General features: G+C 69.3%; 12 protein-coding genes and 1 tRNA gene. 5 read left to right on the top strand and 8 right to left on the bottom strand.

The features are described 5' to 3' along the window. Positions 1-45: 45 nt before the first annotated feature. Positions 46-2,703, top strand: coding sequence for a M3 family metallopeptidase (locus BJEO58_RS01280; RefSeq protein WP_246075929.1), 2,658 nt, complete (start codon positions 46-48; stop codon positions 2,701-2,703). After that, positions 2,687-3,502, top strand: a complete 816-nt coding sequence (locus BJEO58_RS01285) for a queuosine precursor transporter (RefSeq protein WP_246075928.1) — start codon at positions 2,687-2,689, stop codon at positions 3,500-3,502. The genes BJEO58_RS01280 and BJEO58_RS01285 overlap by 17 nt, the downstream gene beginning before the upstream one ends. 116 nt (positions 3,503-3,618) lie before the next feature. Here BJEO58_RS01285 and BJEO58_RS01290 read toward each other — a convergent pair whose 3' ends face one another. The 5 genes from BJEO58_RS01290 to BJEO58_RS01310 form a co-directional block, all read right to left on the bottom strand. Beyond that, complete coding sequence (locus tag BJEO58_RS01290) at positions 3,619-4,056, bottom strand: cupin domain-containing protein (RefSeq protein WP_246075927.1); 438 nt, start codon at positions 4,054-4,056, stop codon at positions 3,619-3,621. Next, on the bottom strand, positions 4,053-4,283 hold the full coding sequence (locus BJEO58_RS01295; RefSeq protein WP_101587020.1) for an amphi-Trp domain-containing protein: 231 nt from the start codon (positions 4,281-4,283) through the stop codon (positions 4,053-4,055). Before BJEO58_RS01295 ends, BJEO58_RS01290 begins: the two co-directional genes overlap by 4 nt. A 102-nt stretch (positions 4,284-4,385) precedes the next feature. Then, positions 4,386-5,636 carry a tRNA guanosine(34) transglycosylase Tgt gene (gene tgt / locus BJEO58_RS01300; RefSeq protein WP_101587021.1) on the bottom strand — a complete coding sequence of 417 codons (1,251 nt, stop codon included), beginning with the start codon at positions 5,634-5,636 and terminating at the stop codon, positions 4,386-4,388. Next, positions 5,633-7,138, bottom strand: coding sequence for an FAD-binding oxidoreductase (locus BJEO58_RS01305; protein WP_101587023.1), 1,506 nt, complete (start codon positions 7,136-7,138; stop codon positions 5,633-5,635). The genes tgt and BJEO58_RS01305 overlap by 4 nt, the downstream gene beginning before the upstream one ends. Continuing rightward, positions 7,135-8,259: a histidinol-phosphate transaminase gene (locus BJEO58_RS01310; protein ID WP_101587025.1), complete on the bottom strand. Its 1,125-nt coding sequence runs from the start codon at positions 8,257-8,259 to the stop codon at positions 7,135-7,137. The genes BJEO58_RS01305 and BJEO58_RS01310 overlap by 4 nt, the downstream gene beginning before the upstream one ends. Before the next feature lie 70 nt (positions 8,260-8,329). Between BJEO58_RS01310 and BJEO58_RS01315 the strand changes: the two genes are divergently transcribed. Next, positions 8,330-9,487: an alpha/beta hydrolase gene (locus tag BJEO58_RS01315; RefSeq protein WP_101587027.1), complete on the top strand. Its 1,158-nt coding sequence runs from the start codon at positions 8,330-8,332 to the stop codon at positions 9,485-9,487. A gap of 54 nt (positions 9,488-9,541) precedes the next feature. Then, complete coding sequence (locus BJEO58_RS01320; RefSeq protein WP_101587028.1) at positions 9,542-10,759, top strand: aminotransferase-like domain-containing protein; 1,218 nt, start codon at positions 9,542-9,544, stop codon at positions 10,757-10,759. Between the two features lie 183 nt (positions 10,760-10,942). Here BJEO58_RS01320 and BJEO58_RS01325 read toward each other — a convergent pair. The 3 genes from BJEO58_RS01325 to BJEO58_RS01335 all read right to left on the bottom strand — a co-directional run bounded on the left by BJEO58_RS01325 (position 10,943) and on the right by BJEO58_RS01335 (position 12,188). Then, positions 10,943-11,033: transfer RNA gene (locus BJEO58_RS01325), tRNA-Ser, on the bottom strand. 73 nt (positions 11,034-11,106) lie between these two features. Then, positions 11,107-11,634 (bottom strand): tRNA adenosine(34) deaminase TadA, encoded by a 528-nt coding sequence (gene tadA / locus BJEO58_RS01330; RefSeq protein WP_257904188.1) that lies wholly within the window; start codon positions 11,632-11,634, stop codon positions 11,107-11,109. Positions 11,635-11,639: 5 nt separating this feature from the next. Continuing rightward, entirely contained in the window at positions 11,640-12,188 is a 549-nt protein-coding gene (locus BJEO58_RS01335) for a tRNA adenosine deaminase-associated protein (RefSeq protein ID WP_101587031.1), read from the bottom strand. 69 nt (positions 12,189-12,257) lie between these two features. Here BJEO58_RS01335 and upp point away from each other — a divergent pair, with 69 nt between their 5' ends. Further along, positions 12,258-12,893, top strand: a complete 636-nt coding sequence (upp, locus tag BJEO58_RS01340; protein WP_101587034.1) for a uracil phosphoribosyltransferase — start codon at positions 12,258-12,260, stop codon at positions 12,891-12,893. Positions 12,894-13,147 lie beyond the last annotated feature (254 nt).

A 13,147-nucleotide genomic window follows, 5' to 3' on the forward strand; every position in this document is an offset into this window, starting at 1 on the left:
ACGGATGGCGGGGTGGGTGCAGTCGTCGTCGACACAGGAGAACCAGTGACCCAGCCCCCGACAGTCCCCTCCACGCCGAACCCGGCGTGGGAGTTCGTGAGCAGCACCCCTGACCTCGCGCTGCCCGACTTCGCGGGCATCACCCCCGCCCACCTCACGGAGGCGGCGACGCTGGCGGTGGGCTACGCGCAGGACGCGGTGGCGGGAATCCTGGCTTCGTCGGAGGAAGCCGAATTCCAGACGGTCACCCTGGCACTGGAGCGGGCGATGCAGCCTGCGGACGCGCTGAGCGCGCTGGTGCGGGTGTACGAATCGAACGTCCAGACCGACGCCGTCGCCGAGGCCGCGGCCGGCGTGTGGAGCCAGCTCACCTCCCTGCGCCTGGGCGTCGAACTCGACACCGAACTGTTCGACCGCCTGCAGGCAGTGCCCACCTCGGATCTCATCCCGGAGGACCGCCGGCTCCACGAGCTCATGGTCAACGACTTCGTCCGCGCAGGGGTGCGCCTCCCGGCAGAGGACCGACAGCGGGTGTCCGCCATCGCGACGGAGATCGATCGGATCGAGACGGAGTTCGGCCAGACCCTGCTCCGCGAGGCCGCGTCGCGCGCTCTCGTCGTCGAGGACGAGTCCGCACTGGCGGGTCTGAGCGAGGACGCGATCCGAGCCGCCCGTGACGACGCCCGGAGTCACGGCGTCGAGGGCCTCCGCCTTCCGCTCACGAACACCACGCAGCAGGACGCATTGGCGGAGCTGACGGATCCTGCGACCCGTGCCCGTCTGCTCGACCTGTCGATGGGACGAGGGTCGTCAGGCGGCCCCGGTGACACGCGTGACATGATCACCGACCTCACTGCTCTGCGCGCCGCACTGTCATCGCACCTGGGATTCCACAGCTACGCCCAGTTCTCCGTCGACGACCAGGTCGCCCCGGACGTCGAGTCCGCGGGCGGGCTGCTGCGATCTCTCATCGATCCGGCGCTCAAGCAGTTCGCCCGCGAATCGCGACGGGTGCGCGAATACTTCGGACTGGACGAGTCACAGCCGCTGGAGCGCGCGGACCTCACCCATCTGTGGGAGCGCTACCGCGCAGAGGCGTTCGAACTGGACTCCGCGCAGGCGTCGACCTACTTCGAGTTCGAGAGGGTGCTCATCGACGGCGTCTTCGCGACGGCGGGGACCCTCTTCGGGCTCGCCTTCACGTCGCGACCGGACCTGTCGGGATGGCACGAGGACGTCCGTGTGTATGAAGCGCTCGACGGGACCCGCCACCTGGGATTCGTCCTCGTCGATCCGTATGCCCGCGCCGGCAAGGAGGGCGGAGCCTGGATGGACGAGCTCGTCACCGGCTCGCGGCTGACCGGACTGCACCCCGTCACCACGCTCAGCCTCAACGTGCCGAAGCCTCCACCGGGCCGTCCGGCCCTGCTGACCGTCGACGAGACGATCACGCTGTTCCACGAGTTCGGCCACGTGCTCCACGGGCTCTTCGCCGACTCCGTGCACCCGTCGCAGGCCGGCACCTCGGTGCCGCGGGACTACGTCGAGTTCCCCTCGCAGCAGTTCGAGATGTGGGCACTCCACCCGCAGGTCCTGCCCGCGTACGCACTCCACTGGGAGACGGACGAGCGGATTCCGCAGAGCCTCGTGGAGACGCTTCTCGATTCCCAGGGATTCGGCCAGGGCCTCGCCACGCTCGAATACCTCGCCGCGGCGATGCTCGACCTGGGGTGGCACGCACTCGAGGACGGCGAGTCGATCGAGGACGTCCTCACCTTCGAATCAGAAGTCCTCTACGCCGCGGGCTTCGATCCCGTCGTGCCGCCTCGGTACCGGTCGACGTACTTCGCCCACACCTTCACGGGCGGCTATGCGGCCGGCTACTACTCCTACCTCTGGTCGGAGCAGTACGCTGCGGCGGTGTCCGAGATGTTCGAGGACCACGGCGGGCTCGACCCGGAGCTCGGTGCGCGCTACCGGTCGGAGGTCCTGTCCCCCGGGTTCTCCGTCGACCCGCTGAGCGCGCTGCGGAGGTTCCTGGGCGACGACGTCACCGTCGAACCGCTGCTGCGTCGCCGCGGCCTGGCTCCGCTGCGCCCTGCCGGGCCCGCGCACCCGACTCACGCGAAGCTCGAACGTGATCTGCGCGTGGCCGGCATCGACACGAAGGTCGTCACACATCCGGAGCCCCTCCCCACCGCAGCGGCTGCCGCGGAGCACCACGGGGTCGACCTCGGCGCCATCGCGAACTCGCTCGTCTTCATCGCAGAGTTCGAGGTGGAGGAAGACGCCTCGTCGGCCGAGGGAACCGCTGCAGACGACGGGAGGGCCGACGCCCGAGCAGACGCGGCGGCTGATCCCGCCTCCGCGTCCGAACCGGACGCCCCGGTCCAGGACGAGCCCGTCCTCATCATGACCTCCGGTGCGCACCGCGTCGACACGGAGTTCACCGCGGCGACGATCGGCGCCCGTCGGCTCAAGCGCGCGAAGCCCGAACAGGTGCTCGCCGCCACCGGCCAGGCAGTCGGCGGCGTCGCTCCCGCAGGGCATCCCGCACCCCTGCGCACCTTCGTCGACCGCGACCTGCGGATGCACGAGAAGCTGTGGGCCGGCGGCGGCACCATCGAAGCGATGGTGCCACTCACCTATTCGGAACTCGTCGACCTGACGAGTGGACAGGAGATCGATGTCGAACAGCGATGACGCCCCCTGGGGCGCGGACGTGCCCGCATCTGGGCAGCCGGACCGGGACACGGGAGTGAGCAGCGCAGGCGCCACACTCCCGCAGTCCGGTCCGGCGGAGAACACAGAGAAGCACTCGCTCCACGACCACACGGCCGGCCTCACCGCGTTCGCGAGCACGCGAGGCCGCTTCTACGCGTACATCCTCGCGCTCATGTGCTGCGTCTTCCTCATCTCCAACATCTCTGCCACGAAGGTCATCGAGATCGGCCCGTTCGTGGCGGACGGCGGAGCCTTCCTCTTCCCGCTCGCCTACATACTCGGCGACGTCATCAGCGAGGTCTACGGCTTCCGGGCCGCGAAGCGGGCAGTCCTCATGGGCTTCGCGATGCAGGCCCTGGCGGTCCTCGTCTTCTTCGCGGTCCAGATCGCACCTCCGGGCCCCGGGTACGAGAACCAGTCCGCGTTCGAGGCTGTCCTGGGCTTCTACCCGCGCATCGTGCTCGCCTCTCTGTGCGGCTACCTCGTCGGACAGCTGCTCAACGCGTACATCCTCGTCAAGGTCAAGCAGCGCATGGGAGAGAAGCACCTGTGGGTGCGGCTGCTGACCTCCACGGGGGTGGGAGAGTTCGCGGATACGCTCATCTTCTGCGTCGTCGCATTCGCCGGTGTCATCCCCGGGTGGGACTTCGTCAACTACGTCATCGTCGGCTTCGTCTACAAGGTCGCCGTCGAGGTGCTCTTCATGCCGGTGACGTACCGCGTGATCCGGGCTGTCAAGAAGCGTGAGACGACCTACGCGCCCGGCGGAGCGGAGTAGGTGGGCCTTCCTGCGTGCCCAGCAGCGTGCCGATTCGCCGGGGGCGTGCTCGGGACACCGCGCACTGCACCGGCGATGCGAACACCCCACCGGCCAATCGGCGGACTAGGCGCGCCTCAGTGGCGCTCGCCGGTGAGCATCGTCAGCAGGAGGACGTTCGTATCCGGCGCGTCGTCGGGGCAGTCGACTCTGTGCAGCACTCGCTCCCGGCAGTGCACGACGGCGCAGGGGGTGAGCCGGATCGTCTCGTCCCCGCACCCGAACGTGAGCTCCCCCGAGAGGCACTGCACGGTGATCGGATGCGCGACGGAATGGTCCGGGAACGACTGCCCCGGCGCGAAGGTGAAGGCGATGAGGTTCGCACCGTCGCCCACCATGAGGCGCTTCACTGCGGGGCGTCCTCGTGGGTGCTCGGGATCGGGCGGCGCGGCCAGCGACAGGACGTCGATCGTCGCCGCGCTGCCGTCCTCGCCCTCACCGACAGTGCGGCCGTCGTCGTTCGCCGGGCCGCCCCCGTTCGTCGGCGCGCCGCCAGCACCGTCCTCCACCGTCACGACCAGCTGATGGAGACCTCGATCTCGGACGTGCCGCCGGGCTCCACCTCGATCTCCAGCTCATACTCGACGGTGTCTGCGACCCGGACCGTCACGTCACGGCCGGACTGGACGACCCGCACGTCGTTCTGCCGCTCCAGGGAGTCCGCGAGCTCTCGCAGCTTTGCGGCCGCCTGCTCGCGGGTCATCGTGGACTCGGTCTCGTGCTCGAAGAGTTCATCGCTCATGTCGCCATTCAACCAGGTGGCGGTCTCCTGCGGCGAGGGCTGCAGCGGATCACCTTCGCGGCAGGAGTCACCACACGCGCAGGAGCCCACGTCGAGCAGAGGTCATCTCTTCGCGTAGTAGCGTCCCATCACGTCCGCCTCGAGCTCGTCATACCGGCCGTCCTCGATCGCCCCTCTGATCTCTGCGACGAGCTGCACGATGAAGTACTCGTTGTGGATCGTGCAGAGGGTCGAGAACAGCATCTCCTTCGCCTTCCACAGGTGGTGCAGATACGCCCGCGAATGGTTCGTGCACGTGTAGCACGTGCACTCGGGGTCGATCGGCCGCCAGTCCCTCTTGTGGCGGGCTCCGGAGATGTTGTAGCGGCCGTCCCGCGAATACACGGCGGCGTTCCGGGCGACCCGCGAAGGGGAGACGCAGTCGAACGTGTCCGCGCCGCGGCGGATCGCTGCGAACAGGTCATCCGGTTCGCCGATGCCCAGCAGGTGCCGCGGCTTCTCCTCGGGCAGCTCTTCGCACACCCAGCCGACGATGGTGCCCAGGTTCTCCTTCTCCAGTGCACCGCCGATCCCGAACCCGTCGACGTCCATCGCCCCGAGGTCGCGGGCGGCCCTCCGCCGCAGGTCCTCGTACTGAGCTCCCTGCAGCACACCGAAGAGCGCCTGGTAAGGACGGTGCGAGCGCTCCTGGGTGAGCCGGAAGTGCTCTGTCACGCAGCGCTCCGCCCAGCGGCGGGTCCGCTCAAGCGACTCCTCCTGGTAGGCCCGCGTGTTCGTGAGCATCGTGAGTTCGTCGAACGCGAAGATGATGTCCGCCCCCAGCTGGTGCTGGACCTGCATCGACACCTCCGGGGTGAACCGGTGGATGTCGCCGTTGAGGTGCGAACGGAACGTGACTCCGTCCTCGTCGACGTTCGCCATGCGGCGCTCCTTGTCGACGGTCTGCAGGTCGGAGCGGTCCTTGCCGGCGAACTCCGTGGTGAGCACCTTCTTCGACCCCACGCCGAGGCTCATCACCTGGAAGCCGCCGGAGTCGGTGAAGGTGGGACCGGGCCAATTCATGAACGCACCCAGGCCGCCCGCCTCATCGACGATGTCCGCGCCCGGCTGCAGGAACAGGTGGTAGGCGTTCGCCAGGACCGCGTCCGCGCCCAGCGCATCGACGTCCTCCGGCTTCACCGCTTTGACGGTCGCCTTCGTGCCGACGGGGATGAACGCGGGTGTCGCAATGGTCCCGTGCGGGGTGCGGATCGTCCCCGTCCGGCCGCCTTCCGACATGGTCGTCCCCACATCGAAGCCGAACTCCGATCGGTCCGCAGCAGAGTCCGCGGCCGCAGTCGTCGTCTCAGTCATCCAGCCAGCTCTCCCAGCATCTTGCCGGGGCTCAGGATGCCCCGCGGATCGAATTCCCTCTTGACGGCGACGTGGAGCCGCTGTGCGACCGGGTCGAGTTCCCGTGCGAGCCACCTGTTCTTCAGCACTCCCACACCGTGCTCGCCCGTGATCGTCCCGCCGAGCGCCAGCCCCGTCGCCATGATCGCGTCGAATGCCGCGTGGGCACGGGCGACGGAGGGCTGGTCCTGCGCGTCGAAGAGCACGTTCGGGTGCATGTTCCCGTCACCGGCGTGCCCGGCGACGGCGATGAGCACGTCGTGCTCGTCCGCGATGCTCCGCATCCGCGTGAAGAACTCTGCGAGTGCTGCGCGCGGCAGGCACACGTCGTCGACGAGCTCGCCCCCGCCGTTCGCCATCGCGTACTTCTCCAGCGCGTGTCCCACGGACCTGCGCGCAGCGATGAACATCTCCGAGTCGGCGGGGTCGTCGGAGATCGTCACCTCCGTCGCGCCCTGGGACTCCGCGATCCGCTCGAACACCGCGAGATCGGCGGCCGCCCGTTCGAGCGATCCGTCGCCGTTCGCCTGGACCAGCAGCATCGCCGCCGCGCCCTCCGGCAGACCGAAGTCGCCGTAGTCGTTGATGCACTCGATCGACTGTCCGTCGAGGATCTCCAGCAGCGACGGCGTCGCTCCGGACGACATGAACTCCGTGATCGTGCGAGCGGCGTCGCGGATGTCGTCGAAGAGCGCCACCCCCGTGATGGGGTCGGGGATCGCGGGGATCAGTTCGACGACGATCTCGACGACGACGCCCAGCGTCCCCTCCGATCCGACGAAGAGGCTCGCGAGGTCCAGCCCCGCAACGCCCTTGGCCGTGGGCCGCCCCACCGTCGTGATCGAGCCGTCGGCCAGGACGACTGTCAGTCTGCGGACGTAGTCCTTCGTGACGCCGTACTTCACGCAGCACAGTCCGCCGGCGTTCGTCGCGACGTTGCCGCCCAGAGTGGAGATGTCGACCGACCCCGGATCAGGCGGATAGGACAGTCCGTGCTCGACGAGTGCGTCCTTGAGGGTCCGGTTGAGGACACCGGGCTCCACCGTCGCGGTCTGTTCGACGGCATCGACGTCGAGGATGCGGTCCATTCCCGCGACATTCAGCAGAAGGGCGCCGTCCACCCCGTTCGCCCCGCCGGACAGCCCTGTGAGCGCTCCCTGCGGGATGACGGGTACTCGGTGCTCGTGTGCGAAGCGGAGGGTGGTCTGCACGTCCGCGGTGCTGCGTGCGCGGACGAGGGCCCGAGGCGCACCGATCGGCGCGAACACTGCGCGATCCCTCGAATGCGCGGCGACGACGTCCGGGTCGTCGACCACGGCACCCGGGCTGAGAGCCTCGACGAGCGGTGCAAGGTCGACCGGGACCTCGGGCGCGGTCAGCCCGAGCGCGGCGGGCTCGGTGAGGAGTGCCGGTGCCGCGTCGACGGCTCCCGAATCGCTGCCGCCGGTGTGCGCGGCCGTCATGCGTCGCGCCCTCTCATGAACTCCTCGGCAACGTCCACGAGCCGCTCCATCGCCTCTCGCGGACCGACTGTGATCCGGACGCCTGCGCCCAGATTGCGCACGGCCAGGCCGCGGGCCATGCAGGCCTCGGAGAACGCCGCGGAGTCGTGCTGGCCCAGCGGCAGCCACACGAAGTTCCCACCGCTGGGAGGAACGGCGATGCCCATCTCCCGCAGCCGGGCGGCGAGGTCGTCACGCGCGGCACCGACCTCCTTCGCCCGCACGAGCACCTCGTCGCGCACTGCGAGGGACACGAGACCCGCCGCCTGACCGGCCGCGCCCACGCTGAACGGGGCGATCGACTTGCGCATCTCGTGGATGATCGCGGGGTGCGCCAGGGAGTAGCCGACCCGCAGACCGGCCAGTCCGTGCGCCTTCGAGAACGTCCTCAGCACCACCAGGTTCGAGTACGTGGCGAGCGCCTGCTCCGCGTCGACGGGGGCATCGAGGTTGCCCTCCGGTGTGCGGATGCGCGCTGCGGCCTCGCTGCCGTCCGCGAACTCCACATACGCCTCGTCGAGCACGACGATGAGGTCTTCGGGCACCTGCGACATGAAGGTGTCGAACTCCGTGTCCCCGAGCACCGTGCCGGTGGGGTTGTTGGGCGAGCAGAGGAGGACCAGTCGTGTGTGATCGGTGATCGCCTCCGCCATCCCCGGCAGGTCGTGTCGGCCGTCCGCGTCGAGCGGCACGGCGATGCGGTCGGCGCCCGCGAAGCTGGTGAGCTGCGGGTACATCTCGAAGGACGGCCACGGGTACACCACCTGCGCGCCGGGCTCCAGGGTGATCCCGACGAGCGCGGCGAGGCTCTCCGAAGAACCCGCCGACAGCACCACCTGATCCGTCGCCACATCGTGGAACCGGGCCAGCGCGGCAGTCAGGTCTGTCCCCGCCGGATCCGGATACAGGGCAGGGGTGTCCGACACCCCGGTGATCGCGTCGACGACCGCCGGCAGCGGCGCGAGGTGGTTCTCGTTCGACGACAGCTTGTAGCTGGTCATCCCCTCCACCGCGGCGGGAGGACGACCCGGGATATAGGCGGGAGTGTCGGCCAGGGAACGGCGCACGCGGAAGTTCGTCATGCATAGATTCTGCCACCTCGCACTGACGCAGGGACCGGGGCCCGCCGGTGCATGCCCGATACTGGGAGGTATGGACGCCGAGCCCACCGCACCAGACACCGGCCGCCCTCCGATCGGACACGGCGGCGGCGCGCACGAGTGGCGGCCCGACGTGCTGGACGGGGGCTTCCGCTGCCTCCGCCTGCCGCTGCCGGAGGACGAGCAGGCCACGCTCATCGCCTACGACCCTGCGGCCGGAACACCCCTCTCAGCGATCGACCGGGACACCTGGTCGACGCTGGAGGACTCGATGCCGCGCGACCTCCTGGACGACGTCGCAGTCCTCTACCTCCACGGATGGTCGGACTACTTCTACCACGCACACCTCGCCCGGTTCTGGTCGCACATGGGCGCCGACTTCTACGCGCTGGACCTGCGCGGCTACGGCCGGAACCTCGATCCCGACCGCGTGGAGAAGGCGCACGCACCCCGCTCGGAAGACGACGACCACGTGCAGCGACCCGGGTACATCACGGACCTCGGGGAGTACGACGCAGATCTCGAAGCCGCGCTCGCAGTCATCGAGGAGACCTCTCCTGGGCGGCGGATCATCGTGTCAGGCCACTCCACCGGGGGCCTGATCGCCGTGCTGTGGGCGGACCGCAACCCCGGACGCCTGAGCGGGATCACGCTCAATTCGCCGTGGCTCGAGTTCCAGTACTCGACCGCCATCCGCAAGATCCTCCAGCCGTTCCTGGGACGGGGACGGTCCGCCACCACCCCGCTGCGTCTCCGCATGCCGAACTACTCCGCCGTTGCGACGTCCGCGACGCACGGCCGCCTGCCCTACGACGCCCGGCTCAAGCCCACCGACTCCTTCCCCGTCTACGCCGGCTGGATCCGCGCGATCTTCGCGGGGCACGCCGCTGTGGAGGACGGACTGGAGGTCGACGCGCCCATCCTCGTCCAGACGTCGTCGAGGAGTCTGCGGAAGATCGGATACGACCCGGAGATGGAGGCGACGGACATCGTCCTCGACGTCGACGCGATCGCCCGTCGATCCATCCACCTGGGACGGACCGTCGCCCTCAACCGCATCCCCGGCGCGATGCACGACCTCTTCCTCTCCCACCCCACAGCGCAGATCGAGGCGTTCTCCGGCCTCCTGCGGTTCGCCCGCGGGTTCCTGACCGCCGACGTCATGCCGTGGGGATCCTCGACGGCAGAGGGCTCGCCGGCGGGGACGTGACCGGCACGCGGACGGTCCGATGGCGCGGCGCGCCGGGAGCTCTAGGATGCGGGCATGACTGAGATCACACACGATGAGTGGTTCCCCCGGCTCGCCGCCCGCGCGCAGGGCGGACCCAGTGACCTGTCCGCCATCCTGGCGCTGGCCTCCGCCGGCGGGGACCTCGTCGACTTCTCCGGCGGCTTCCCGGATCCCTCCCTCTACGACACGGCACTGCTGGGCGAGACCGCGTCGAAGGCCATCGCGTCGAAGCCCGGGGTCGCGCTCCAGTACGCACCCAACTACGGCATCGCCTCGCTGCGCGAGGTGCTGCGCGGGGAGGTCGCCCGCACGCAGGGCGTCACGCCCGCCGCGGATGGCCTGATCGTCACGTCCGGGGGCGTCGACGCGATCACACTCGTGTCGAAGTCGATGCTCGACCACGGGGACGCAGTGCTCGTCGAAGCGCCGTCGTACCTGGGAGCCTTCAGCGTGTTCCGCTCACACGACGGCGCGTGCTTCTCGATGCGCAACGACGAGGACGGGCTGATCCCGGCCAGCATCGAGGAGGCGTACGAACAGGCCCGGGCCGCCGGCCACCCGCCCAAGGTCGTCTACGTCATTCCCGACTTCCAGAACCCCTCGGGGCTCCGCCTGTCGCTCGAGAGGCGGGGCGAGATCATCGAGATCGCCAGGCGGCTGGGCCTGCTCGTCCTCGAGGACGTCGCATACCGCGATCTCGCGTTCGACGGTTCGTCCATCGAGTCGCTCTACGCACTGGGGCCGGACGTCACGGTGCAGATGGGCACGTTCTCGAAGACCTTCACTCCGGGCACGCGGATGGGCTGGGCCTGCGGACCCGCGACCGTCATCGACGCGATGGCGCAGGCGAAGACCAACACGGACCAGTGCGCGGGGGCCCTGGGGCAGACGATCCTCGAGTCCTACATCGCAGAGGGCCACTACGCGGCCTCCCTGCCGATCCTTCGCAGCGCCTATGCGGCGCGCTGCGCGGGGCTCATGGACGCACTCGCAGAGGGTCTGGGCGACCGCGCCTCGTGGACGCACCCGGGCGGAGGCTTCTTCACCTGGCTGGAGATCCCGGGCGTCGACTCGACGCAGCTGGCGGCCGCAGCGGCTGAGGAGGGCGTCGCGTTCGTGCCGGGCGGACCGTTCTTCGCGGACTCGCGGCCCAACGCGAACATCCGTCTGAGCTTCTCCCGGACGACCGTCGATCGGATGGGCGAGGGGGTTGCGCGCCTGCGGAGGTCGATCGAGCGCGTGGAGGGGTGAGGCGGAGGCCCCGTCCGCTGACAGAGGCGACCAGCCAGAGTCGACCAGCCCCCGTCGGGCCTCGACAGCTCAGCCTCCGGGCCAGCGACGGGCCGCTGACGGTCCACGCGGGCGCTGAGCCTGCGACTGCAGGAGCAGATACGAAAACGCCGGGTCTCAATATCTGAGACCCGGCGTTTCACATGGCGGTAGCGGTGGGATTTGAACCCACGGTAGGGGGTTGCCCTACACGACATTTCGAGTGTCGCACCTTCGGCCGCTCGGACACGCTACCGCCGACAACTGTACACACGCGGCGGCTCGTCACCCAAATCGTCTTCTGTGAGCTGCAGCACGCCTCGGTGATCTCAGTCCGCGGCCCGGTTCGCGGCGAAGAAGTCGGTGAGCAGCGCCGCGCATTCGTGGGCCAGGATTCCGGCGTAGACGTCGGGGCGGTGCAGCGACGCACGGTCGCGCGGCAGATCCCACACCGACCCACAGGCGCCGGCCTTGTCGTCCCAGGCGCCGAACACGATCCCGTCGACACGGGCGGCCACTGCCGCACCTGTGCACATGACGCACGGCTCCAAGGTGACCACGAGAACCGTCCCGTCGAGGCGCCACCGTCCCAGGTCCGCGGCCGCGGCGCGCAGCGCGACGACCTCGGCGTGCCCCGTCGGGTCGTGGACAGCCTCCCGCACGTTGTGCCCCAGCCCGCGCACCGCCCCCTCCGAGTCGACCACCACGGCACCGACGGGCACATCGGATGAGGCGGCCGCCTCGGCGGCGACCGCGAGCGCCATCCTCATCCACGCCTCGTGCTCGGACCTCGGCGCCAGACCCGTGCGCGGAACCGGGGCGGCCGACGATCCGGCCGCCCCCTCCGATGCGGCCATGGAAGTCAGCGCGACGCCTCCAGGACCTCCGCGAACCCCACGGCCTCGCCCACGTGAGCGACGATGCGCGCCGGGTCGGAGCTGTGGCGCTCGAGCTGATCCAGCAGCTCTGCCGCCTGCAGCCCGTCCCCCGCGAACAGGCTGGCATCGCCGCTCCACAGAGGCGGAGCCTCGAAGTCGAGCATCTGCGGCTCGTCCTCAGCCTCGTCGCCGTCGTCCTCCTCGAGCTCCTCGTCCGGGTCGACGACGTCGTCCTGCTCGTACTCGTCAGGCTGGGAGTCGAGGTAGTCCACGAACAGCTCCGCGTACGGGCTCTGTGCCACGGCCCTCGCGTCGGAGAGGAACACTGCCGTCTCCTCCCCCACGACGCGGACGAACGCGAACCACTCGTCCTCATGCTCGATCACCGCGATCGCGTCCCCGTCTGCGGAGCCGTCGCCGGCGCCGTCGATGAGGTCGGCGAGCTCCGCGAGGTCCGCCACGTCTTCGACCGCGAGGTCGAGCAGGCGGAAGCGGTCATCGGTCCGGGACATCACTGCAGTGAAGTACGACATGCCTCCATTGTCACCGATTCGCCGCGGATGTCACTGTCGGACCGGGCGCCCTCCGGTAGATTCGCACCCATGGACCTCCACGTCGCAGATCACCCCCTCATCGCCCACAAGCTCACCGTCCTGCGGGACGCGCAGACCGATTCGTCCCGGTTCCGCACCCTCACCGACGAACTCGTCATGCTGCTGTCCTACGAGGCGACCCGCGGCATCCGCACGGAGCCCAAGGACGTGACCACCCCGGTGAGCACGACGACCGGCACGGCACTGTCCGCCCCCCGTCCCGTGGTCGTCCCGATCCTGCGCGCCGGCCTGGGCATGCTCGAGGGGATGCTCAAGATGCTGCCGACCGCGGAGGTCGGGTTCCTGGGGATGGTCCGCGACGACGAGACGTTCGACGTCCACGCATACGCAGAGCGCCTCCCGGCGGACCTCACCGACCGGCAGGTGTTCGTCCTCGACCCGATGCTCGCGACCGGAGGCACACTCGCTATGGCGATCGACTTCCTGCTGGAACGAGGCGTCTCGAGCGTCACGGCAGTCTGCCTGGTCAGCGCCCCGGAGGGCGTCGAGGCCATCGCGGAGAAGTACCGAGGGATCACGGAGGTCACCGTGCACACCGCAGCCCTCGACGAGCGCCTCAACGAGAAGGGGTACATCGTCCCCGGCCTCGGCGACGCCGGGGACCGCCTCTACGGCATCGTCTGAGAATCACCGCACCAGGACCCCCGCCCGCGACCAGCGGTTGAGAGACCCCCGCCTGCGACCAGCGGGCGAGAACACCGCGCCAGAGGCTCGGTGCGCCTCCACCCGGTGACACGCAGAAGACGCCCCAGACCCACCTCTGGGGCGTCTTCTGCATTCACCGGTTGGCACTGGAATGACCCATGCAGTCACAGTGCGTAACACTTCGTCACATAAGTCTTGCGTCTTCACGGAGTGGCGACAACAATGGCGATCAT

The sequence above is a fragment of the Brevibacterium jeotgali genome, assembly GCF_900169175.1.
Lineage (GTDB): Bacteria > Actinomycetota > Actinomycetes > Actinomycetales > Brevibacteriaceae > Brevibacterium > Brevibacterium jeotgali.

What these genes read in the sequence shown, in the direction of transcription:
- tadA (WP_257904188.1), bottom strand. Translation starts at nt 11,634, where the DNA reads ATGGCCGCATCGGAGGGGGCGGCCGGATCGTCGGCCGCCCCGGTTCCG.
- BJEO58_RS01320 (WP_101587028.1), top strand. Translation starts at nt 9,542, where the DNA reads ATGACTGAGATCACACACGATGAGTGGTTCCCCCGGCTCGCCGCCCGC.
- BJEO58_RS01310 (WP_101587025.1), bottom strand. Translation starts at nt 8,259, where the DNA reads ATGACGAACTTCCGCGTGCGCCGTTCCCTGGCCGACACTCCCGCCTAT.
- BJEO58_RS01285 (WP_246075928.1), top strand. Translation starts at nt 2,687, where the DNA reads ATGTCGAACAGCGATGACGCCCCCTGGGGCGCGGACGTGCCCGCATCT.
- tgt (WP_101587021.1), bottom strand. Translation starts at nt 5,636, where the DNA reads ATGACTGAGACGACGACTGCGGCCGCGGACTCTGCTGCGGACCGATCG.
- upp (WP_101587034.1), top strand. Translation starts at nt 12,258, where the DNA reads ATGGACCTCCACGTCGCAGATCACCCCCTCATCGCCCACAAGCTCACC.
- BJEO58_RS01305 (WP_101587023.1), bottom strand. Translation starts at nt 7,138, where the DNA reads ATGACGGCCGCGCACACCGGCGGCAGCGATTCGGGAGCCGTCGACGCG.
- BJEO58_RS01295 (WP_101587020.1), bottom strand. Translation starts at nt 4,283, where the DNA reads ATGAGCGATGAACTCTTCGAGCACGAGACCGAGTCCACGATGACCCGC.
- BJEO58_RS01335 (WP_101587031.1), bottom strand. Translation starts at nt 12,188, where the DNA reads ATGTCGTACTTCACTGCAGTGATGTCCCGGACCGATGACCGCTTCCGC.
- BJEO58_RS01315 (WP_101587027.1), top strand. Translation starts at nt 8,330, where the DNA reads ATGGACGCCGAGCCCACCGCACCAGACACCGGCCGCCCTCCGATCGGA.